At 60.0% G+C, this 21,422-nt stretch carries 27 protein-coding genes and 1 pseudogene; 27 read left to right on the top strand and 1 reads right to left on the bottom strand.

Annotation, left to right across the window (positions count from 1 at the left end):
* Nucleotides 1-494: 494 nt before the first annotated feature.
* The 5 genes and pseudogenes from ACN0SW_RS02025 to ACN0SW_RS02005 form a co-directional block, all read left to right on the top strand.
* Complete coding sequence (locus ACN0SW_RS02025) at nucleotides 495-1,658, top strand: DNA cytosine methyltransferase (RefSeq protein WP_417726211.1); 1,164 nt, start codon at nucleotides 495-497, stop codon at nucleotides 1,656-1,658.
* A 38-nt stretch (nucleotides 1,659-1,696) separates the two neighbouring features.
* Nucleotides 1,697-2,611, top strand: coding sequence for a hypothetical protein (locus tag ACN0SW_RS02020; protein ID WP_417726210.1), 915 nt, complete (start codon nucleotides 1,697-1,699; stop codon nucleotides 2,609-2,611).
* Between the two features lie 2 nt (nucleotides 2,612-2,613).
* Nucleotides 2,614-4,602: a hypothetical protein gene (locus tag ACN0SW_RS02015; protein ID WP_417726209.1), complete on the top strand. Its 1,989-nt coding sequence runs from the start codon at nucleotides 2,614-2,616 to the stop codon at nucleotides 4,600-4,602.
* Nucleotides 4,595-5,605 (top strand): hypothetical protein, encoded by a 1,011-nt coding sequence (locus tag ACN0SW_RS02010; protein WP_417726208.1) that lies wholly within the window; start codon nucleotides 4,595-4,597, stop codon nucleotides 5,603-5,605. The genes ACN0SW_RS02015 and ACN0SW_RS02010 overlap by 8 nt, the downstream gene beginning before the upstream one ends.
* Before the next feature lie 15 nt (nucleotides 5,606-5,620).
* Nucleotides 5,621-5,812, top strand: a pseudogene (locus tag ACN0SW_RS02005) (integrase core domain-containing protein); the annotation flags it as partial.
* Nucleotides 5,813-5,934: 122 nt separating this feature from the next.
* Here the strand turns inward: ACN0SW_RS02005 and ACN0SW_RS02000 are convergent.
* Nucleotides 5,935-6,579 (bottom strand): S24 family peptidase, encoded by a 645-nt coding sequence (locus ACN0SW_RS02000; protein ID WP_417726207.1) that lies wholly within the window; start codon nucleotides 6,577-6,579, stop codon nucleotides 5,935-5,937.
* A gap of 104 nt (nucleotides 6,580-6,683) precedes the next feature.
* On the opposite strand from ACN0SW_RS02000, the gene ACN0SW_RS01995 reads away from it, so the two are divergent.
* The 22 genes from ACN0SW_RS01995 to ACN0SW_RS01890 all read left to right on the top strand — a co-directional run bounded on the left by ACN0SW_RS01995 (nucleotide 6,684) and on the right by ACN0SW_RS01890 (nucleotide 21,384).
* Entirely contained in the window at nucleotides 6,684-6,935 is a 252-nt protein-coding gene (locus ACN0SW_RS01995) for a hypothetical protein (RefSeq protein ID WP_417726206.1), read from the top strand.
* Nucleotides 6,932-7,102, top strand: a complete 171-nt coding sequence (locus tag ACN0SW_RS01990) for a hypothetical protein (RefSeq protein ID WP_417726205.1) — start codon at nucleotides 6,932-6,934, stop codon at nucleotides 7,100-7,102. The genes ACN0SW_RS01995 and ACN0SW_RS01990 overlap by 4 nt, the downstream gene beginning before the upstream one ends.
* Nucleotides 7,102-7,314: a hypothetical protein gene (locus ACN0SW_RS01985; RefSeq protein ID WP_417726204.1), complete on the top strand. Its 213-nt coding sequence runs from the start codon at nucleotides 7,102-7,104 to the stop codon at nucleotides 7,312-7,314. Before ACN0SW_RS01990 ends, ACN0SW_RS01985 begins: the two co-directional genes overlap by 1 nt.
* A gap of 194 nt (nucleotides 7,315-7,508) precedes the next feature.
* Nucleotides 7,509-8,348 (top strand): ParB N-terminal domain-containing protein, encoded by an 840-nt coding sequence (locus ACN0SW_RS01980; RefSeq protein ID WP_417726203.1) that lies wholly within the window; start codon nucleotides 7,509-7,511, stop codon nucleotides 8,346-8,348.
* Nucleotides 8,345-10,468, top strand: a complete 2,124-nt coding sequence (locus tag ACN0SW_RS01975; RefSeq protein WP_417726202.1) for a transposase domain-containing protein — start codon at nucleotides 8,345-8,347, stop codon at nucleotides 10,466-10,468. The genes ACN0SW_RS01980 and ACN0SW_RS01975 overlap by 4 nt, the downstream gene beginning before the upstream one ends.
* An 18-nt stretch (nucleotides 10,469-10,486) precedes the next feature.
* Nucleotides 10,487-11,284, top strand: coding sequence for an AAA family ATPase (locus ACN0SW_RS01970; protein ID WP_417726201.1), 798 nt, complete (start codon nucleotides 10,487-10,489; stop codon nucleotides 11,282-11,284).
* Nucleotides 11,281-11,811, top strand: a complete 531-nt coding sequence (locus ACN0SW_RS01965) for a hypothetical protein (protein ID WP_417726200.1) — start codon at nucleotides 11,281-11,283, stop codon at nucleotides 11,809-11,811. Before ACN0SW_RS01970 ends, ACN0SW_RS01965 begins: the two co-directional genes overlap by 4 nt.
* Entirely contained in the window at nucleotides 11,808-12,182 is a 375-nt protein-coding gene (locus ACN0SW_RS01960; RefSeq protein ID WP_417726199.1) for a hypothetical protein, read from the top strand. The genes ACN0SW_RS01965 and ACN0SW_RS01960 overlap by 4 nt, the downstream gene beginning before the upstream one ends.
* Nucleotides 12,169-12,519, top strand: coding sequence for a hypothetical protein (locus tag ACN0SW_RS01955; RefSeq protein WP_417726198.1), 351 nt, complete (start codon nucleotides 12,169-12,171; stop codon nucleotides 12,517-12,519). The genes ACN0SW_RS01960 and ACN0SW_RS01955 overlap by 14 nt, the downstream gene beginning before the upstream one ends.
* Nucleotides 12,516-12,716, top strand: a complete 201-nt coding sequence (locus ACN0SW_RS01950) for a hypothetical protein (RefSeq protein ID WP_417726197.1) — start codon at nucleotides 12,516-12,518, stop codon at nucleotides 12,714-12,716. The genes ACN0SW_RS01955 and ACN0SW_RS01950 overlap by 4 nt, the downstream gene beginning before the upstream one ends.
* Before the next feature lies 1 nt (nucleotide 12,717).
* On the top strand, nucleotides 12,718-13,368 hold the full coding sequence (locus ACN0SW_RS01945) for a DUF3164 family protein (protein ID WP_417726196.1): 651 nt from the start codon (nucleotides 12,718-12,720) through the stop codon (nucleotides 13,366-13,368).
* 4 nt (nucleotides 13,369-13,372) lie between these two features.
* Nucleotides 13,373-13,825 carry a gp16 family protein gene (locus tag ACN0SW_RS01940; protein WP_417726195.1) on the top strand — a complete coding sequence of 151 codons (453 nt, stop codon included), beginning with the start codon at nucleotides 13,373-13,375 and terminating at the stop codon, nucleotides 13,823-13,825.
* A 9-nt stretch (nucleotides 13,826-13,834) separates the two neighbouring features.
* A complete protein-coding gene (locus ACN0SW_RS01935; RefSeq protein ID WP_417726194.1) occupies nucleotides 13,835-14,224 on the top strand; it encodes a hypothetical protein in 390 nt (129 codons plus the stop codon).
* A gap of 42 nt (nucleotides 14,225-14,266) precedes the next feature.
* The gene (locus ACN0SW_RS01930; protein ID WP_417726193.1) at nucleotides 14,267-14,878 is read left to right on the top strand and encodes a holin-associated N-acetylmuramidase; all 612 of its coding nucleotides are present in this window, start codon (nucleotides 14,267-14,269) and stop codon (nucleotides 14,876-14,878) included.
* A complete protein-coding gene (locus tag ACN0SW_RS01925) occupies nucleotides 14,869-15,441 on the top strand; it encodes a holin family protein (RefSeq protein ID WP_417726192.1) in 573 nt (190 codons plus the stop codon). The genes ACN0SW_RS01930 and ACN0SW_RS01925 overlap by 10 nt, the downstream gene beginning before the upstream one ends.
* Nucleotides 15,438-15,782, top strand: a complete 345-nt coding sequence (locus ACN0SW_RS01920) for a DUF2730 family protein (protein WP_417726191.1) — start codon at nucleotides 15,438-15,440, stop codon at nucleotides 15,780-15,782. Before ACN0SW_RS01925 ends, ACN0SW_RS01920 begins: the two co-directional genes overlap by 4 nt.
* Nucleotides 15,779-16,081 carry a hypothetical protein gene (locus tag ACN0SW_RS01915; protein ID WP_009819464.1) on the top strand — a complete coding sequence of 101 codons (303 nt, stop codon included), beginning with the start codon at nucleotides 15,779-15,781 and terminating at the stop codon, nucleotides 16,079-16,081. Before ACN0SW_RS01920 ends, ACN0SW_RS01915 begins: the two co-directional genes overlap by 4 nt.
* A 1-nt stretch (nucleotide 16,082) precedes the next feature.
* Nucleotides 16,083-16,649: a phage protein Gp27 family protein gene (locus ACN0SW_RS01910; RefSeq protein ID WP_008280206.1), complete on the top strand. Its 567-nt coding sequence runs from the start codon at nucleotides 16,083-16,085 to the stop codon at nucleotides 16,647-16,649.
* A complete protein-coding gene (locus tag ACN0SW_RS01905; RefSeq protein ID WP_417726190.1) occupies nucleotides 16,646-18,286 on the top strand; it encodes a hypothetical protein in 1,641 nt (546 codons plus the stop codon). Before ACN0SW_RS01910 ends, ACN0SW_RS01905 begins: the two co-directional genes overlap by 4 nt.
* A gap of 1 nt (nucleotide 18,287) precedes the next feature.
* Nucleotides 18,288-19,838, top strand: coding sequence for a DUF935 domain-containing protein (locus tag ACN0SW_RS01900; protein WP_417726189.1), 1,551 nt, complete (start codon nucleotides 18,288-18,290; stop codon nucleotides 19,836-19,838).
* Nucleotides 19,835-21,166, top strand: coding sequence for a phage minor head protein (locus tag ACN0SW_RS01895; RefSeq protein WP_417726188.1), 1,332 nt, complete (start codon nucleotides 19,835-19,837; stop codon nucleotides 21,164-21,166). The genes ACN0SW_RS01900 and ACN0SW_RS01895 overlap by 4 nt, the downstream gene beginning before the upstream one ends.
* Nucleotides 21,166-21,384: a hypothetical protein gene (locus ACN0SW_RS01890; RefSeq protein ID WP_339670830.1), complete on the top strand. Its 219-nt coding sequence runs from the start codon at nucleotides 21,166-21,168 to the stop codon at nucleotides 21,382-21,384. The genes ACN0SW_RS01895 and ACN0SW_RS01890 overlap by 1 nt, the downstream gene beginning before the upstream one ends.
* Nucleotides 21,385-21,422: the final 38 nt, after the last annotated feature.

Raw genomic sequence — 21,422 nt, 5'->3', positions numbered from 1 at the left:
CCGCACATGCAGGTCGCGCGGACTCTAGTCACTCGTCGCTTTAGCTAACAGATGGGCCTCGCGAGCGGGAAGCCGCCCTCAACTGCGATTCCGTAATCACTGCGCGCCAACGACGCAGACGGCCAACTGAGAAACTAGCTGCCTTTATCCCCAGTCGTGCTGTCGAAATCCGTGATGGAACCGCTGACCGTGGAGCACCAATCTCCCCGATTGCTCGTTGGTTACAGATGCGGGCGAATCTAGCATGTTTTCACATTGAAAGCCCTGGGCTAAAGTGATCGGAAAAATCGGAAAGAATCAAAACGTTGCACCGAGTAGCAAACAGCAGTGAAGTGCAAAAAGTCCGGGAGTGTGCAGAAGACAGCTCCTGCAAAGGTCACATTGCTCAGCAACGCGCCCACAAAAAACCCCCAAGTATTACGGTCATCGGAGACAGGCCTCCCAATTATGCTGGAAGGACGACAGCGAGCCCTAGGAAATCAGGTTGGCGTTCGTTGAGTATTTTTTCGGGTTGTGGCGGCCTGGATTTGGGTTTCCTTCAAGAAGGAATTTTTTCCGAACGGGCTATCGATATTGATGAGATGGCTTTGGCAACATATCGCCATAATTTATCTGATGTAGCGGTCAAAGCGGACTTATCGACGATCGTTCCAGTGCACGAAGGATGCGAAATCCTTCTAGCCGGCGCTCCATGCCAAGGGTTCTCAACCGCTGGAAAGCGCAAAGTTGACGATCCTAGGAATGACCTGCTGATGAGGGTTGCAGATGTTGCGCTGAAGAATCAATCGAAGGTTGTTGTGGTGGAAAATGTCCCAGCAGCCCTATCAGGATCTCACCGCCACCTCTGGGAATCTCTGGAAGGCAGATTGCGTAGCGCTGGGTACAATGTCCGACGTATCTTAATTGAGGGCGAAAAATCCAGCATGGCACAGCGCCGAAAACGTCTTTTTCTTTTGTGTTGGAAGGGGAGCGATTGCATCAACGTTTTCATCCCATCCTCTGGGCCGATCACTTTAAGAGATGCATTGAGGAAATTGCCGGACGAGAACAAGAAAGACATTGTGTGGCCCGAGCTGGGCAGTAGGGATTCAAAGATTGCGGCACATCTCAAGCAAGGTCAAAAACTCAGCAATGTCAGACTCAGTGAAAGAGCAGTTCCAACCTGGGAGATTCCGGAAGTATTCGGACAGGTCTCACAGCAAGAAAAAGAAGTACTCTACGCCGTAGCTCGTTTGCGGAGGCGCGAACGCATCCGATCATTTGGAGACGGTGATCCGGTTAGTTTGGAAAGGCTGGACACGTATTTGGATGCGTCAACCGGGGTTACTGCTGAGACTTTGGTTAAGGCTCGCTATCTTCGAAAAATAGATGGCAAATACGAACTGGCGCAAACTTACAACGGAAGATACCGTCGGTTGAGCTGGAACGAGCTTTCCCCAACAGTAGATACGAGATTTGGACGCGTAGACCTTTTTGTCCATCCCGACGAGGATAGAGGTATGACCCAACGGGAAGCGGCTAGAATACAAGGCTTCCCTGATTCTTTCAGCTTCTGCGGCAATCGAAAAGACCAGTTCGTTCAAATTGGGAATGCCGTACCACCACCAATGGCAGCAAAATTGGCAGATTTTATTCGCGAAGCGATACTGAAGGCTTGAATATGAGTATACTGCATCGAATTGTTGAGCCTTGGCTGATGTCTGACGACAGCGATGATCTAATTTTTTTGCGCGATCATCTAATTTGGTTACAGAAAGAACTTTTTGACGAGTATGAACCCAACAAGTACGAGTCCTTCGATGATTGCTTAGCCAAATGGCTTTCAAACGTAGACGATGAAGACGCTCGCATGCGAATGTTCAAGCTGCTCGGTCACATGTTTTTTGTCGGAAAGAAGCAATCTGACGCACTGTCTCGATCAGCTTTCAGTGACCAAACTACCCGTTGGTTGGTAGATACACTCAACTTGGATATTACCGACCCCAAGCTCAAGCAAACTATCGACCAAGCAGTGCGACAAACCTGGTTTTGCCCGATTACCGATAGCCTTAGGATCAATGGCTTCCTGAAGGTTAATGGCCTGCACGGACACAGTCATCGCCCCGATTGGCGGTCACTAGAACAATTTGGAGATGCCGCCCGCGTGCGAAACTATGTGGTCCAAGAGAGTATTGAAAGGCTTGTGCTGCTCGAAGACTTCGTCGGGACCGGTTCCCAAATGAGTAGCACGGTACGGTGGGCCTCGCAAACGCTGCCAAATGTCGAAATCTTGGTTATACCACTGATTTGCTGCCCCGAAGGCGTAGCGACGGGTGAACGACTGGCTCAGCAGCTCAACAATGTGACTTTTTCTGCCACTCTATCTCTTAGACATGAGCTTTTCATTCAGGAGAATCCTCAGCAAAATGAACCCAACGCATTCTCTGAAATACGCGACGTGATTCAACGTGTCCAAGGTCGACTGGGCGTATGGCAGGGTGCGCCATATGGCTACGGTGGCACGGGAGCACTCGTCGCTCTATATTCAAATTGTCCGGATAACACCTTGCCATTGGTTCATAGCCAAACAGACACTTGGAATCCCCTCTTCTCGCGAATTCGTCGGAGCTGATTATGGCAAGCAATCCATTTCATCATTTGTACGCAGGTGAGAAGGTCGATCCGTCTGAGTTTGTTGAGATCTTCAGCCACAAACTAGTAGAGCATGCTAGTCCAGTCTTCCAGTCTGGACATGTTGTTTTAACAGGGGTTCAGGGAAGCGGGAAAAGCATGCTTTACAAGCTGCTCGATCCAGCAGTTCGAATAGCTTACGCGGATTCAAACGAACCGTTCCCGATACCTAAAGAGAACGCAAACTTTATTGGCGCCGGTATCAACGTAAACACGTCGCGATGCAACGTGTTTGGCAACAGAAGGATTGCCCCGGGAAGTAGTGAAAAAGAGGTTCTGTTTGGAGATTTTTTCAACTATCTGGTTTGCAGTGACATCATTAGGTCGGTGCGCCTTCTCGGAGAACACCGGCAAGTTTCTAACGACCTATCCATTGATCTTTCGGATAAAAAAACCCAAGCATTGGTTGACCTTGTGAAAATGGCCCCAGTTTGGGAAGGCTATCTCGACGGTGTCGAATCGTTTGATGGCTTGCAAAGCAGAATGTGGGCTAGAGAAACAGCGTACCGCCGTTTTCTAAATTACAATGACAGAGAACTGGACCCGGAAATCTCCAGCACTAAGACCTCCGTAGGTGAACCTGCAAAAGCGGTTATTCGGGCTCTTCGTGATACTAAGATCGTCTCTCCAGAGACAGAATTTTTTATTCTTGTCGACCAGTACGAAGAGCTAGCCACAATCAATGATCAAGGCGATGGTGCGGACTACAGGAGTGTAGTGAATAAGTGCATTGGTCGAGACTCAACGGTGTCATATAGAATTGGCACACGTGGTTATGCTTGGCGCAATCATCTCAACGTGTTCGGCTCCAAAGGGCATTTGGAGCAGGACCGTGACTATAAGCTCGTTGAGCTTGATGCAAAACTAAGAGCACAAGAATTCGGTGGAACTAGCATATATCCAAATTTTGCAAACGACGTCTTTCTCCGGCGCCTGAAGTTTCTTGCAACGCCTGGGAGTCCAAGATCAAACGCAAAGCGAATTTCTGATGCTCTAGGCCACTCTCTAAAGCCCCGCGAGGAGGCTAAGCTATTGGCTGGAAGAAACCCATCCTTAGCCCTCAAGATCGACGCTGATTGGCCGGAAGCCGTTGGCTCTCATCTCGAAGCAATCGCGGAAACCGATCCACTTTCTGCCAAATTGGGTGAGGTTTGGTTCAGGCAGAAGGGAATTCCTGACGGTAACCTTGCGACGCCTTGGGAAGATCAGAATAGGCAGTACTGGCGTAAAGAGCGAGTTGAACTCGCGCTGCTAAAAATTGCTGGCAAACGAAAGCAACGTGCCATTTACTCGGGTGAAGGCGACATATTGGCAATAAGCGGTGGCAATATCTTGGTATTCCTCAGCCTATGTCAGTACATTTGGGACTACGCCACACAAGCGTCTTCAAATCGTGGAAAAAGCCCTGAACTTCCAATTTCTCACGTCGTTCAGACCGTAAGTGTATTTCAAACAGCCCGTACGTGGCTAGATCGAATACCTTCGGACTATGGGCGCAGTGATGATCGCTACAAGCTCATACAGCTTCTGGGAGAGAAATTCGCCACCGCTCTTCATGGTGACGATAAAATGAGCAATCCGGGCCAGAATGGAATTTCACTAAGCATTGAGGACCTGAACCAAAATGCTGACATTATGCAGTTTCTCATTGAAGCCGTCGACTACGGCAATCTCACAATGGCTGAGCATGCGACACGCAATAAAGACAGAAAACGAAGATACAAATTTTATCTAAACTCGCTATACTGCCCGATTTTCCGGATTCCTTATCAGCATACTAAGGAACCCCAGTACATTAAGGCGGAAACACTTCGCGATTGGTTAGCTGACGCTGGAATACTTGAGCGCCTGCAGCCAGCCGTGCCAAGACGTCGGCGCGAAAAAAATACAGAACTCCCACTATTGGATTTGATGAACAAGCAAGATGGCTGATATTTTTCGCCCGTGGGGCCAGTTGCAGTGGTTGATGGGAAAACTTCCTGGCGGAAACTGGAGTTTTTTGGGGACTTTGGGTACGGAAGACAGATGCACAACCGCATTGTCTCAACTAGCTCCGGAAATCGTCCAGCAAACTTTCATAAAAATTTACGATCCACATATGTCCCCAGCAGCGGCATTCGAAGCTCGCTTTCAGGAGATTGAAAAACGCTTATCAAACGCAGGTTTGCGCCCGGAAGAAATTGTTGAAGCTGATCTACTTCAAGATATTGATTCAATTGAAGAAGTATCCACATCGTTTATCGAAAGCGCCTCAAATAGGGTTGTACTGGATATTTCATCCATGCCAAAACGTTGGTTCTTTCCGATCTTGCGGTTTTTGTTGAACGATCAACGTGTGGAAACCTTGGTTGTTTGCTACTCGGTTGCAGAGAGGTATGGAAGTCAGTTGTCTTCTGATCCCTTACCACTGGGGCCACTTCCAACGTTTGATCGACCTCGCAACCTTTCCAGCTATGAGGATCTGATCGTCAGCGTTGGATTTGCCCCCTTGGGTTTAAAGGACCTGTTTGAGGCAGAAATTGAGAAAATCCGATACCTGTTTCCTTTTCCCCCGGGCCCGCCAAATTACTTTCGAAACTGGGATTTTCTGAGAAAGCTGGAGAGTGAAGTCAAGAACCGCAGCCTTAAGGTGGAAGATAGATGGCAGGTTCACACATTCGATCTACCTGATGCATTTGAAGCTTTGTGTCGAGCAACCAATTATGGAGAACGCACATGCGCATTGGCACCGTTCGGTCCCAAGACACATTCATTGGCGATGTGCTTATTCGCGTTGTCTGCTGAGAACGCCGGTAAGGAACCTGTGCATGTGTACTACACTCAACCGCGAAGGTATGCACTTGACTACAGCATCGGTGTTGCATCCAAACATAATCAACCAGACACGAAGGCTTACTGCATAAAATTGAACGGTCGAAACCTGTATGACATCTAATTCTCGGATCGCTTCCAGCAAAACGCTTACGTCGAGCGCTATAACCGCACCGTCAGGCGCGAATGGCGGGATCAATAATACATCATCGAAAACATCGAGGAGGCGCAGGATCAAGCCACGCAATGGCCCTGGACTTACAACAACGCTCGCCCCAACATGGCCATTGGCGGCATAATACCAACCATGAAACTGAAAATGGCCGCGTGAATTCTACCGATGCACCCCGTTGAAAACGGCGAGGTTACCCCAGAATAAGATTTTTCATGAAAGTTCCTTCAGATTTCATCTTTTAGATGAATAACGGCAATTCGTGAAACACTATACGGGTATTACCACGCATGCGATGACCACACGATCTCGCCAAGAATGCGGATGCGGTTCATATCTGGACCTCGGCGCATTTCGGTGGGGTAATCAGGGTTGTCAGAGCTGAGAATGATCATCTCATTATCAACCAGCTCCACGCGCTTTACCCGCGATGAACCGTCGATGTCGACCAACGCATAGACGTGGCGATTACGGATCGTGGTTTTGCGTTGGTCAATCATGACCACATCGTCGTCACGAAGCATTGGGCACATGCTGTCGCCAGAGACGCGCATCAGACAGGCTTGGGACGGCGAAATATTATGTTCGTTCAACCACTTGCGGCAGAAAGCAAGTGCGCCCTCATAGGAGACCTCGCCATTCTCCACCCCTGCCCCGGCAGCAAGGCGGGCATCCAGGCGTAGGATCACGTCGAAATCATCGTGGCCGAGTTGGGTTGTATAGACCGTACCAGTCTCACGCGGCGGTCCGAAATAGAATTCTAATTCAAGCACTTCGGCCAGCTTCTGAAGCGCCACAACGTTGTACCGCTTCTCGCCTTTCGCAGGCATCCGCATCTTCTTGATTAAGGCCGTATGTCCAACGGCTAATTGTGACGCGGCTGCGTCACTCAAACCCTTATCTTTCAGGGCCTTGTCTATGGTCATTAGAATCGGATCCATCCGGTCAAGTTAGACCAAAGGGGCTAATCTCGCAATAGAAAGACCAAATGGGCTTGTATATTCGAGACCAAAGGGGCTATAGTCGCCTCATGAACCAGCGAAACACACTCATAATCCTCGCAACCACGCTCGCGGCGCATCGCGGGGTCACGCATTACGCAATCTCCATGCGCGCGCTTGGTAAAGGCGACTTCTTCAAGAGAATGATTGAACGCGGATTTGACTGCCGCACTGCGACCGCCGAGCGCTTGCTCGCCTGGTTCGATGAGAATTGGGACCGGGACCTCGAATGGCCCCGAGACATCCCCCGCCCATCCGCCAAACAGGAGGACGCCGCATGAGCCCGCGCCCCGAGCCCGAGCGCTCCCTGCCTCACGGAAGCGGCTTTGCAATAGCCTTCCTGTTCGCCCTGATCTTCTGGGCCGTGGTCGCGACAGGCCTGTCCGTCGCAGTGCTGCGCCAAGGTGCCGTCCCTGAAACACCCCCTTCAACGCAGGATTTAATGTGATGCGGCTTTCCGGTCTGATCCCCAATGCGGGCCAGTTGCAGGCTGAGATCGCGGCCATCCCGCAGGCACAACGCGTTGCGTTGGCCCTGCAATTGGTGCGCGATATCGACGAGCCGTGTTGCGCGCTGCCGCTGATGCGCCTGAGCCGCTTGGCCGAGGACCATCATCTGTCGATCCGCAAGGGAGCATTCGTTCGGGAGCGTGCTCGATGATCCGCCGCTTTGCCCATGAGTTTCGTCTCCGCGCGCGTGCTGGCCTGTGCGCTGCGCGGTCCTTGCGCCCCGGCTGTGCCCAGTCTGCTTGCTCCGGCCGGGGCGTCTTTTCTGTCATAGGCGATGTGTTGGGGGCTTTGGCGATGTTCGTCCTGCTTCTTGTCCTCGCAAGTTTTGGCGCGTGAGGCCTCAACATGATTGAACGCCTCAGTACGATCATCGAATTACCGGTGAATACAGTTCGGATCGAAGACCGCCTCCGCGAAGTTTCACCGAGTGGCGTGGCCACTTTGGTCGAGGCGATCCGCGAGAATGGGTTCGTGGGCCGGATCACGGTGCGCCGCAAGAAAGACGGCGATTACGTGCTCGACGGCGCACACCGGCTGACGGCGATGCGTGAATTGGGAGCCGAGACAATCCCATGCGACGTGGTGCGCTGTTCGGATGCCGAGGCGGCGATGTTCGAGATCGACGGCAACCTTGCCGGGGCCGATATGAGCACGCTCGACGAAGCCTATTTCCTCGCCCGACGGCGTGAGGCAGTCCAGAAACTGCATCCAGAATTGAAACAGGGGATCGGCGGGGCGGCCGCGCGTTGGTTCCAACTGAACTTTAGTTCACTTGCACAGAGCATCGCCGAGAAACGCGGCGTCACTGAGCGCCAAGTTTACAGGATAATGGCTGCTGGCTCGAAGCTGACCGCGCGGGATTACCAATTGCTGCGCGGCGCTCCCAAGCCTATCGCGCTTGCCGATCTGATCGAGATCGGCAAGATCGAGGAGACGGTCGAGCGCTACGACGTGGTTGAGGCTCTGGCCGCAGGCTCTGCAAAGAGCGCCAAGGCCGCACGCAAAGCCTATCGCGCCGCGCGCGGCGATGCCCCTGCCCCGATCAGCGATAGAGACCAGAAACTGTCGCGCCTCTTGGACGCATGGGACCGCGCGGGCAAGCGTGAGCGCCGGGCATTCCTCGAAGAGCGCGGCGCAGAGGTTGCGGCGCTCCTTGGCGCGCTTGACCAAGGGGATGCGGAATGACTGGCCCGGCCCCTTCGCAGGAATGGTGGAGTGCCGCCGATCTGGCGGAGGCCGGATTGCCCGACCTGCCCGGCACCAAGCGCAAGATCAACCAGTTGGCACAAAAGGAAGGCTGGGCACGGTACGCGGGCAAGGTGCGGCGGCGCAAAGGGGCCGGCGGCGGCCTTGAATATCACTGGAGCCTCTTGCCCATCCGCGCCCGCATGCATTTGAGCGCGGATTTGGTCAACGCCCCTGCGGCTCGGCCCGGCAAGGATGAGGCTTGGGAGCGCTTTGCAGTGGCGGGCGACAAGGCCCGCACTGAGGCAGAGGCGCGGCTGGAGGCCATTGGCGAGGTCGAGTTGTTGGAAGGAGCCGGGCTGACACGCTCAGCCGCTGTGCGCGAGGTGGCACGCAAGTTAGGACGGTCCGAGAAATCCCTCTGGAATTACCTCGGGCAGGTCGAGGGCGTGGCGCCCGCCGACCGGCTGGCCTACTTGATCGACGGGCGCGCGGTGCGGCGTGCCCCCGCCCAGCGGGGCGATATCGACCCGGCCTTTCTGGCACTGGTGCGCAGCGATTGGCTGCGACTGTCGCAACCGTCCCTCACCAGTTGCTATGACCGCGCCGTGCGCGTCTGGACCTCCGAGCGGCGCAACAGCACCGTGCCGCCCCTTCATCAGGTGCGACGCTGGATCAAGGCCAACGTCTCGGCCCCGACTGAAACCTACCTGCGCAAGGGCGAGCAGGCTCTCCGCCGCCTCTATCCCGCGCAGGTCCGCAGTAAGGCCTTCATGGTCCCACTCGAATGCGTCCAGGGCGATTATCACAAGTTCGACGTGTTCGTGCGCTGGCCCGGTATCGACACGCCCGTGCGTCCGCAAATGATGGTCTGGTCGGACGTCTATTCCGGCAAGCTTTTGGCATGGCGCCTGTCGGACACGGCCAACAGCCACACCGTGCAGCTTGTGACCGGTGACCTGATCCGGACCTATGGCATCCCGCAATCGGTTCTGATCGACAATGGCCGGGAATTTGCCGCCAAGGCGATGACAGGCGGCACGCCAACCCGGTTTCGGTTCAAGGTCACGGACGAGGATATTCCCGGGCTGCTGCCGCTCTTGGGCGTACATGTCCACTGGGCCACGCCCTATTCGGGGCAATCCAAACCTATCGAGCGCGCCTTTCGCGATCTGTGCGACCGGGTGGCCAAACACCCCGCCTTTGACGGGGCCTATACCGGCAACAAGCCAGACGCAAAACCAGAGGACTACGGCACCCGCGCCATCCCGCTCGACGAGTTTCGCCTCGTTCTTGAGGACGAACTGGCGCATCACAACGCCCGCCCCGGGCGGCGCAGTGAAGTGGCCATGGGGCGGTCGTTTAATGAGGTGTTCAACGAGGGCTATGCGCGCGCCACGATCAAGCGCGCAACCGACGAGCAGCTACGCCTCTGGCTCCTGCGGGCTGAGGGCGTTCGCGCCAAGCGCGGCAATGGCGCGCTGAAGCTCTATGACACGGAATACTGGTCCGAGTGGATGTACCGGATCGCAGGCGAAAAGGTGGTTGCACGGTTCGACGCGGATGATCTGAGAGCAGGGCTGGAAGTCTACGATCTGGCTGGCCGGTATCTGGGTCATGCGGCGTGCCTTGAAGACGCCAAGTTCATCGACGTCGACGCGGCGCGGGATCATGCCCGCAAACGTGGGGCGTGGGCCAAGGCGCAAAAGGCCGAGGCCAAGGCCGCGCGCGAGTTGACGGCGGCAGAGGTGGCAGCACGGGTGCGCGCAGCCTCGGGGCTGGCGGCAGACGAACCCCTGCCCGAGGCGCAGGTGCATCAACTTGTGACGCCGCATAAGGCGGCCCCCAAACGGCGGCGCGCTCAGAGCGTCGAGGAGATAGAGCGTGAAGCAGCGCTTGAGGCACGCGTGACGCGCCTCGCCGAGCATCGCGCCCGCCCCGTCGAGGTCGATGAAGACGATCCCAAAGCCCTGTTTCTGCGTGCCCGCGCCCTCGAGACCGCGCTGGCGGAGGGCGAGACGCTGACGCAGGCACAGGCCGATTGGCTGGCCGACTACCAACAGAGTTCCGACTACCGCGCCCAGCTGCGCATGGAGCGCCGCTTCGGTGCCCAAGAGTAACAAGAAAAGGAGAGCAGCATGACCCCTTCCATTGCGCCCCTGCGAAACGTCGCAGCGCTGATCGGCCTCGTTGAGCGCGTCCAGTCCCGCGCCTTTGGCCTGCCCGGCATGGCCACGTTCTACGGCCCCTCCGGCTGGGGCAAGACCACCGCCGTGACGGTCGCGGCCAATGAGTATCAGGCCCATGTTGTCCAGGTTAAAGACTGCTGGACGCCGACCTATCTGGCGCAGGCGATCCTGCGCGAAATCGGCCTGCCGCCTCAACGCGGCGTGGCGGCCATGGTCGACGCCATCGGCGCACAGCTTGCGCGCAACGACCGCCCGCTCATCATCGACGACGCGCAATACCTCCTGCGCAAGCGGATGATCGAACTGGCCCGCGATATCTATGAGAGCTGTCAGGCCCCGGTCATTCTGGTGGGCGAAGAAAAGCTGCCGCAGGAGCTGACCCGCTGGGAGAACATCCACAACCGCCAACTCGCATGGGAGCCTGCGCTGGCCTGCAACCTGCCAGATGCAGAGAAGCTCGCGCCGATCTACGCGGCAGGCATCGACGTCGGCGCTGACCTGCTAGGGGCCATCGTCGACGCCTCGGGCGGCTCGATCCGTCGGGTGGCAATCAATCTGGCACGCGCCAAGGAACTGGCCATGGGACGGGGGCGACGTCTGGCCGACCTTGAGCTTTGGGGCAACCGGGCCTTCGAGACCGGGCAACCTCCAGCGGTGCGCCGGGTCGACGATTTCCGCCCCGTCGCCCCGCGCGTGCCCGAAAAGATCGTTCCGCTCGCGGCTGAGAAAAAGGCGGGCCGGGCATGAGTGACCTCTTTGATCGCCTTTGGACGCAGGTCCGCGAGCTTGAAGAGTTTGACTGGCAGGCCGTGTCCCGGCTCGGCTGCAGCCGCGAGACCGCCGTGCGCTACCTGCGCCACTGGCGGGACGCAGGCAAGATCCGCGTGAGCCGTGTCACCCGCAATGGCAAACGCTGGTATGCCCCCACAGACCGCCCCCTGCCCGGCCCGAAGCCAGTCTCTGGCGAGGCCACGCCTGAGGGCAACATGTGGCGCGCCATGCGCACGCTGCGCCACTTCAACCCGACAGACGTTGCCGCGCATGCCAATGCAGGAGGCGTCGAAGTGACTGTCGAGAAGGCACGCGCCTATTGCCGCCAGCTCTTGGCCTCCGAACATCTGCGCGTCGTCGAAATGGCCATCCCCGGTCGCCGCGAAGCGGTCTATCGCCTGATCGAGGATACCGGACCACGCGCGCCCAAGCCGGTGCGTCTGGCGGGCATCCTTGACCCCAACACCGGCGGCTTCAGCCCGGCGAAAGGCGGTGCAGCATGAGTGCGCGCGATACCGCCCGGGAATTCTGGGGCGACGCCTTGCCCGATTGGGTGGCCGCCTTGGCGCGCGCCTGCGACGAGACCAGCCAGAACAAGGTCGCGGTCAAGATGGAACGCAGCGCGACGCTCGTGTCGAACATCCTGCGCAACCGCTACCCCGCCGATACGAGCATCGTCGAGGACCTCGTGCGTGGGCATTTCATGCGCGAGGTGGTCGACTGCCCCGCCTTGGGCGAGATCGGCAAACAGGTCTGCCGCCGCTGGCGCGGGAAGGCCGCGCAGTTCGAGAACGTGAACTCGCAGTCCGTCACGATGTACCGCGCCTGCAATCGGTGCCCCATCCACAAGGGGGCCGATGATGACGCGGCATGACGACAGCCTCGATGCGGCGGTGAGACGTTCTGCGGCACAAGGGATCGGTGCGGCCTTCATCGCCCGCAACCTCGGCGTGACCCCGAACCGCGTCCATGCCGTGCTGGCCCGCCTGCGCCGCAACGGTGAGGTGTTCCCGAGGGTGCGTCCCGGCCCCGCGCTTCGCCCGCAGGGCCTGCGGCTGAGCACGCTGGACGGGGCAACGAGGCGCGCGTTCGAGCCCCATGCGGCGGCGCGCGAAGTCAGCATACGGGAGCTTGTGCATCGCATCCTGCGCACGGTGGCCCGCGACGATCTGGTCGACGCCATTCTCGACGACAAGGAGACCAACCCATGACCTCCCCCGAAATCGCCCGCTGGAGCCACGACGAAATGCTGCGCCTCGCGGCCTCGGGCGTGGCCAAAGTCGACCTGCTTGGCCCGCGCGGTAGCACGCTTTGCTCCATGGACGAGATCGCCGCCATGGCCGCCGTCTGCGCCCTCCATGGCGTGGGTCCGCGCCTGCTTTCAACACCCCCTTCAACAGGAGAGTAAAATGTCTGAAGTCACCCCTCTTTCCATCCCGGACGGACGCCGCGAGATCGACGGCAACATCTATATGGGCGACGGCCGGGGCGGCTGGCAGCCGCTCGAGACCATCAAGCCGCAGCACATGCTCGAGGATGAGACCGTCCGCAAGATTGTCAGCTACGGCCTGCCGCTTTCCGAACAGGTCAAGCGTTTCAAGGCCCATACCTTCGACGATATCGGTGCATTCGAGGCGATCCTTGCGCAGGAATATGATGCCAGGATCGGCGGCAAAAAGGGCAACAAGACGCTGATGAGCGTCGATCAGCTCTACAAGGTCGAGGTGCGCGTGTCGGACCGGATTGACTTCGGCCCCGAGTTGCAGACGGCAAAGCAGCTCTTTGACGAATGCCTGAATGAGTGGTCCGCCGAGGCGCGCGCCGAGCTGCGCGGCCTCGTGGCCGACGCCTTCAACACCGACAAGCAGGGCCAGATCAACCGCGCGCTGATTTTCATGCTCCTGCGCCGCGACAGCACTGATCCGCGCTGGAAACGCGGGCAGGACGCGATCCGGGATGCCATGCGCACGGTCGGCTCAAAGACCTATGTGCGGTGCTGGCACCGGGCAGCGCATGACGCGCCATGGGAGCCGATCACCATCGATCTTGCGAAGGTCTGAGCCGATGAACCGCGCCCTGCAACAACTGATCTTCGCGGCCTGCCGCCAGCTGGGCCTCGACGAGGACGCGCGCCGGGATTTGCAGGTCAGCGTCACAGGCAAGGCCTCCTTGCGCGACATGAACGACGGCGAGTTGAAGCTCGTCGTCAACCGGCTGAAACAGGCCGGGTTCGAGGACCGCCCGCGCAACCCGCGCCACAAGCCCGCGCCGCGTGCCGACCTGCGCATGATCCATGTGCTTTGGCGCAAGCTCGGACAATCCGGCGCACTCCGCGACCCCTCCCGCGCCGGGCTCAACAAGTTCATCCGCGCGCGGTTCGGAGGCGTCTGGGGATCGGTCCCGGCCGATGTCGACATGCTGCGCGCGTGGGAACAGATCGACGCCGTCATTCAGGCCCTCAAAACGTGGGGCCATCGGCAGAGCATCGACTTCGACTGGGAGGATCACCGCCGGTGAAGAAGCCCGATGGAGAATGATCCTCTCTGGGTCGACGAGATGCGCGCCGATCTGGGCGATGCCCCGGTCGAGCGTTTCTTGCTCCGTGCAGGCGGCATGCGCCTCTATGTGCCCGGCACGCCAAAGACCAAAAGCCAGCTGATGGCGCTCGGAGGGCCGGATATTGCCAGATGGATTTCCGACCGCTACGCTGGTGATTACGTGGACGTGCCCTCCATCCGGGCGCAGACCCGAGACGGCCTCAGACACGCGCTCCGCGAGGCCCCAGATACGCCGGTCAATGAACTGGCCAACCGCTTCGGCGTGACCGCCCGCCGCGTTTTGCAAGTCAAGGCGGCGCTGGCAGAGGAGGAAGAGCCACCCCTCCTCAAGGTCATGCGAAGGGCTTCATCTGAATAAGCTGTGCGTCCCCCTTTATCCTGACGGGAAAGGGGGACGCCCATGCAAACAGTCCGAACCATTGCCGAAGAGATTGTCGCCCGCGAAGGCGGCTTTGTGAATGACCCGGCCGATCCCGGCGGGGCGACCAATTTTGGCGTCACGATCCACACCATGCGCAGCCTCGGCCTTGATCTCGACCGGGACGGCGACGTGGACGTGGCCGACGTGCGCTTCATGACCCGTGCCCGCGCCGTCGACATCTTCATCGAGCATTACTTCGTGCGGCCCCGCATCGCGGAACTGCCCGAGGCGCTGCAGGCGAGCGTCTTCGACATGCAGGTCAACGCAGGCTCCAATGCCGTGAAAATTCTGCAGCGCCTCGTCACCGAAATGGGTTTCCCGGCCACGGTCGACGGCGTGATCGGCCCGGCCACTTTGCGCGCGGTGCGCGCCGCCCATGACGCGGCCCCGGCCCATATCGCCGACGCCTACGCAATTGCCCGGCGCAATTATTACCTCCGCCTTGCCGATGCGCGGCCCGCAAGCCGCAAGTTCGCACGCGCCCGCGCGGGCGGCAAAGGCGGCTGGATACGGCGCGCCGAGGAATTCATGGCAGCGCGCTACCGCATGACGGACGCAGATTTCAAAGAGAGGGTGGCACCATGGGGCTGATCAAGTTTCTGGGGGCGCTCTTTGGCGGCGGGCGCAATGTCATTGCCGAGACGGCCGAGGTCTTTCGGCCCACTGCCGAAAAGGCGGATATGCGGGAGGCCGCGTTTCAGCAGGCGGCGTTGAGCCAAATGGCGGCGGAGTTCACCGGCGCGCGCGGACTTTGGGGGCAGTTCGTGGACGGTCTCAACCGTCTGCCGCGCCCTGCCATGGCCTTTGGCTGCATTTTCCTCTTCTGGTCGGCCATGTCCGACCCGATCTGGTTTGCGGAGCGGATGACCGGTCTCGCCCTCGTGCCCGAACCGCTCTGGGCGCTGATGGGAGCCATTGTTGCCTTCTACTTCGGCGCGCGCGAGCTGCATAAGTTCCGGGGAACCGCGATGCAAAAGGAGGCCGCGCGGATCATCTCACAGGCCCCGCAAGTGGCGCACAGCGTCGCCCAATTGCGGGCGCTGCGTCCCGACAGCCCGGGTGCTGCCGATACAGGGCCGGATGCCGAGATCGCCTTGGCCGCCGTGGACGTGACCGACAATCCGGCGCTCGACAACTGGAAGCGCACGGCATGATGGATTGGGACCTCTTCTGGAAAGGGCTGGGCGTCGTCTTCCCGATGCTGGTGGCCATCTACACCTTCCTGGCCACCCGCCGCAAAGACCTGGATAAAAAGCTCGAGGCGGGTCACGAGCGCATGGACCGGCACGAGGCGCGCCTCTCGCGGCTCGAACAGGCGGTTCAGAACATGCCCGGCAAGGATGACATGCACGCGCTCCAGCTCGAACTGGTCCGTCAAACCGGGTCGATGGAGAAGATGGCGGCCGTGATGGAAGGCAACGCGATGATCACCGCGCGGCTGGAGGCCATCGTGTCTCGCCACGAACAACACCTGCTCGATGGAGGCAAGAAGTGAGCGATTATCAAGCAACCCTGCGCAAACACCGCCGCCTCGCGATCCTGCGCCATCTCGAGCAGGTCTCGGGCTATACCGCCAATGCCTCGATCCTACGCGACGTGCTCAATGGCGTGGGCGTCGGCTCCACCTTTGACCAGGTAACCACCGAACTGGCATGGCTGCAGGAGGTGGGCATGGTCACCGTCGCCGACCATGGCGACTTTGTCATTGCCGAGGCCACCCGGCGCGGCATCGAGGTCGCGCGTGGCGAGGCGGTACATCCGGATATCCAGCGTCCAAGCGCGCGGAGGCTCTGACATGCCCCCGCCCCGCAAGGTCGACTTGCTGCCCAAGGAACTACGGCAGTGGCTGCAGGAAGAGCTGCGCAACTGTGGCTTTTCGCAATACGAGCGCATTGCGGAGGCGTTGAATTTCCGGTGCGAAGAAGAAGGGCTGGAGCTGCGGATCGGCAAATCGGCGATCCATTCCTACGGGCAGGAATTCCGCGAATACGCGCTGATGCAGGAACGCGCCCAGGACGAAATCCGAACCTTCCTGCAAGAGGCCAGCCTCAAAGATGAAGCGGACGTGACCTCTGCCCTTTTCCAGCAGCTCACCACGATCCAGTGGCGTCTTCAGATGATGATGTCGGATGCAACGAAGATGCCGGACCCGCGCGGCATGAAGGACCTCACCACGGCGCTCAACAACCTGATCCGCTCGAGCAGCTTGCGCGACGGCATCATTAAAGCCGAACGCGCCCGCATCGCCGCCGAAGAACGCGCCAATGCCGTCGAGGCACTGGACAGCGCCCGCGATGAGTTGGGGCTGTCGAGCGACGTCATCGGCAAGCTGCGCCGCGAGTTTCTGGGGGTGCGCGCGTGAGCACCCCCGTCCTCACCCGCGACCCCGACGCTCTGCCCGAGGAGTTGCCGCGCGGCTCGGAAATCCCCGAGAGCCTCGATCCACTGGCCGATGGCATCCTGATGGAACACCAACGCTCTTGGCTGGCCGACGAGAGCGACCTCAAGGTTTGCGAGAAGGGCCGCCGCACCGGCATCACCTTTGCCGAAATGCTGGGCTGCGCGCTCATTGCCGCCGCCGCGCGTGGCGCAGGCGGGCAAAACTGCTTTTACATCGGCGACACCAAGGACAAGGGTCGCGAGGCCATTGGCTATGTCGCGCATTTCGCGCGGGTGATCGCGGGGGCAGCCCATCCCATCGAGGAGTTTCTCTTCGAGGATCAGCAGCCCGATGGCACCACCAAGTTCATCTCGGCCTACCGGGTGCGCTTTGCCTCCGGGTTCCGCGTCGAGGCGCTCAGCTCCAACCCGGCCAATATACGGGGCCTTCAGGGCACCGTGGTGATCGACGAGGCCGCGTTTCACAAGGACGTGCGCGAGGTGATCGATGCCGTGAACGCGATGCTGATCTGGGGCGGCAAGGTCCGGATCATCTCGACCCATAACGGCTATCTCAATGCCTTCAATGAGCTGATCCGCGAGGCGCGCGCGGGCAAGAACGGCTTTGCGGTGCATCGCTACACCTTCGGCGACGCGGTCGCCAACGGGCTTTATAAGCGCGTCTGCATGATGCAGGGCAAGACCTGGACGCCAGAGGCCGAGGCCGCTTGGGAGGCCACTGTGCGTCGCGCTTACGGCGCGCGCGAGGCCGCCATGCGTCAGGAACTCGACGCCGAACCCGCCGAGATGCAGGGCGCGGCGCTGACCCGCGTCCAGATCGAGGCCTGCATGGCCAAGGGCATCCCGTTTCACCGCTGGACGCAGCCCGACAGCTTCAAGAACGCCGACGAGGCGGTGCGCAAGGCCGCTGCTGAAGCCTGGTGTAAAACCCACCTTGAACCGGTGCTTAAAACCCTCGATCGAACCCGCTCGCATTTCATGGGTGAGGACTTTGCCCGCTCGGGTGATGCCACCGACATCATCATCCTCGAACAGGGCGTCGATCTCACCCGGCGCACCAAGCTCATCGTCGAGCTGCGCAATATCCCCTTTGACCAGCAGCGCGACGTGCTGTTCTGGCTGCTCGACCGGCTGCCCAATTTCCAGAAGGGCGCGATGGACCGCACCGGCAACGGGGCCTATCTCGCCGAGGTCGCGGCCCAACGCTACGGCGCGCGGATCGTCGAAGTCTCATTCTCGCGCCAATGGTACGAGGTGGAGATGCCGCCCTATATCGAGGCCTTCTCGGATCGCACCATCGTTCTGCCCGCGCATGAGGACGTGCTGCGCGACCATCAGGCGCTGCAATACACGAATGGCATCATCCGCGTGCCCGAGAATTTCCGCTTCAAAGGATCAGACGGGCTCGACCGGCACGGCGACAGCGCCATCGCAGGCGCGCTCGCCTGGTATGCGAGCAATCAGGACGTGGTGCCGATGGAGTTTCAATCGACCGGGCCGCGCACCGCTTTGACGGCCCAAGACTTCACCAGCCCTTTGGGCGGGCAGCGCATGGGCTTTGCCCGGGGCCGGGGCGGCTTGGATTTCGGAGGGTTCTGAGATGGCGAGAAAGACCAGCACCATGCGGCTGCGGTCGGTGCGGATGCGCAACCCGATGGAACTGTCGGGCATTCAGGGCGGGCGCGACATCACCCGGCCATGGATCGGCCCGCTGCTCGAGCCAACTGACCCGATCCTGCGCACCCGGGGCGGCGGCAGTTTCGACATCTACAAGCCGATCCTGACAGACCCGCAGGTCAAATCGGTCATGACGCAGCGCATCTCGGCCGTCACCAGCCGGGAATGGGAGGTGGTACCGGGCGAGGACACGGCGGCGGGCAAGCGCGCGGCCGACTGGTTGCGCGACGAGCTTTCGGCCATGAAGTTCGACCGCTTGACCGAGAAAATGCTCTGGGGCCTCTTTTATGGCTATTCCGTCGCCGAACAGATGTATCGCCGCGACGGGCGGCTCTGGGGCTGGGAGGAAATCCGCGTACGCGACCGGGTGCGGTTTCGCTTTGACGAGAATTGCGGCCTGCGCCTTTTGACCCTGTCCAACATGCTGACCGGCGAGGAAATGCCGCCCGAGAAGTTCTGGGTGTTCTCGACCGGGGCGGATCACGACGACGAGCCTTATGGCTTGGGTCTCGCGCACTGGCTCTATTGGCCGGTCTGGTTCAAGCGCAACGGGCTGAAACTCTGGCTAATCGCTCTCGACAAATTCGGCATGCCGACCGCGCGCGGCAAGTATCCCTCTCAGGCGACGGAGGAAGAGCAAAAGACGCTGCTCGAGGCGGTTCTGGCCATCCGCTCAGAGGCCGGGATCATCATTCCCGACGGCATGGATATCGAGCTTTTGTCCGCACCCGCAGGTGCCAGTTCTCTCGATTACCAAAAGCTGCACGACACGATGGATGCTGCCATCTCCAAGATCGTGCTGTCGCAGACCATGACCACCGACAACGGCTCCAGCCGATCGCAGGCCGAGGTGCATGACGACGTGGGCGACGCGGTCAAGAAATCCGACGCCGATCTCGTCTGCCAATCCTTCAACGAGGGACCTGTCGCACGATTGTGTGAATTCAACTTTCCCGGCGTGACGCCGCCAAGAGTGTGGCGCAAGATGGAAGACCCGGAGGATACAACCGCCGCCGTCGACCGCGATGAGAAGCTGCATCGCATCGGCTGGCAGATGACCGAGGATCGCGTAAAGGAAATCTATGGCGACGGCTATGAACGCACAGCACCCCCCGATCCCACCCCAGCCGGTGAAGACCCGCCCGAGGCCGGTTTTGCCGAGCATCGCCATGAGAGCGCGCTCGACAGACTTGCGGCCGAAATCATCGCAGAAGGTCATGTCGAGACGGCCGTCGAGCCGCTATTCGCAGATATCGCGGCCCTTCTGGGCGACATCGCACCGGGCACCACGCTTGAGGCGCTGCGCGCCCGTCTCGACGCCTTGGCGGCCGCACCGAGCGACGGACAAGCGATGACTGATCTGCTGACCGAGGCCAGTTTCGCCGCGCGTCTGGCGGGTGAGCTCGGGGCCGTGGTGGATGACAGCGAGGCAACAGATGGGTCGGACACCCTGCCCGGCTCCGTGGCCCCATGATCGACCTGCAGCGCCTGCGCCCCGAGGATGCGCTGTCCTTCTTTCGCTCCAAGGGCCTCGCCCCGCCCGATGCGCGGTTCGATTTCCGCGACGTCTGGCGCAATGAGCACGCCAGCAATTTCGTTGTCGCCAAGGCCATGCGGACTGATGTTCTGGAGACGATCCGGGCGGCGCTGGATCGGGCGCTGGCCAATGGCGGCACGCTGGGCAGCTTCATGGATGACCTCGAGCCCGAGTTGAAACGTCTTGGCTGGTGGGGCAGCGCCACGGAGCGCGATCCCCTGACCGGCGAGTTGAAGAACGTCCAGCTTGGCTCGCCCCGCCGCCTGCGGGTGATCTTCGACGCCAATATGCGCGCAGCCCACGCTGCGGGCAAATGGGCGCGCATTCAGCGCACCAAGAATGCCTTCCCCTTCCTGCGCTACGTCCAGATCCAGCGCGACACCAAGCGCGAGGACCACGCGCGCTATCACGACCTGATCCTGCCCGTCGATCACCCGGCTTGGCTTCGTATCTTTCCCCCCAACGGCTGGCGCTGCGGATGCACGGTCCAACAACTCTCCCAAGGCATGCTGGAGCGGCGCGGCCTGAAGGTGACGGAGGATTTTGAGCTGGAGGAGCGCGGGGTCTTGAACCGTCGCACCGGCGAGATCGAACCCACGGCGCTTGGGGTTGATCCGGCATGGGACGGCAACACGGGCCATGCATGGCTTGACTTGCGAGCGCGTCATGCAGGGATTTCGGGTGGGCTTTCCGCCCCGGCGGCGGCCAGCGAGCTGGGCTTTGCCATGCGCGCCCGGCTCATGGGCCTGGGCGACGGGCGGGAGCATCTTGGCGCGTTCGACTTGGGGACCGGCGAGGAAATCGACTGGAACGTGGGCAAGCCTAAGCGCGTCAAACTGACCTCCTCCATAATCGGGCGGCTGGAGAGCGGCACGGGTGTCGGCCTCGTTCACAATCACCCCAGTTCCGCGCCGCTCAGCCCGGATGACATGGCGGTCATGTTCCAGCGCCAAGTTCGATCAATCACCGCCGCTGGTCACGACGGCTCGCTCTACCGGGCACAGATGCTGAGGCCCAGCCATGGCGACATGCGCGAGCTTGCGGAGGTCGCGGCCGAACTCATTGACGAGTTTGCCCCGGGCTTGACCAACACAGAGCGCGACCATGCGGTGCGCCTCGCGGTCCTCGACGTCTTGCAGTCTCAGGGCCTGATCTTATATCAAGAGAGCCTTGGCGCGCAGTCGCGAGCAATCCGCCAACGCATAGAAGAGACCGCCCGGGCTGTTGCCGCCGCCATTGTCAGGGTCATGAACGGAGACGCGTGATGCGAACGTTGCTGGTTGAGCCCCCCGACGAATGGAGCCGCGAGGCTTATGAGGCCGCGTTGCGCGAAGCAGAAGCATTGCCTGACGACGATCCGGACAAGGAAGAGCTGGTCGCGGTCCGCCGCGAAGACCTTCGGGTCTATTTCGACCGCCCCAAGAGGACGCCCGAAGAGCGCCGCGCACTCCTCCGGTCCTTCATCGACAAATCGGCATCCTGAGGCAATTTGGGGTTATTTGACCCCGCAGGTGCACCTGC

Source organism: Roseovarius sp., from assembly GCF_048262375.1.
Lineage (GTDB): Bacteria > Pseudomonadota > Alphaproteobacteria > Rhodobacterales > Rhodobacteraceae > Roseovarius.
The sequence above is the reverse complement of the archived record's forward strand: the minus strand, read 5'-3'. Positions and strand labels throughout refer to the sequence as shown.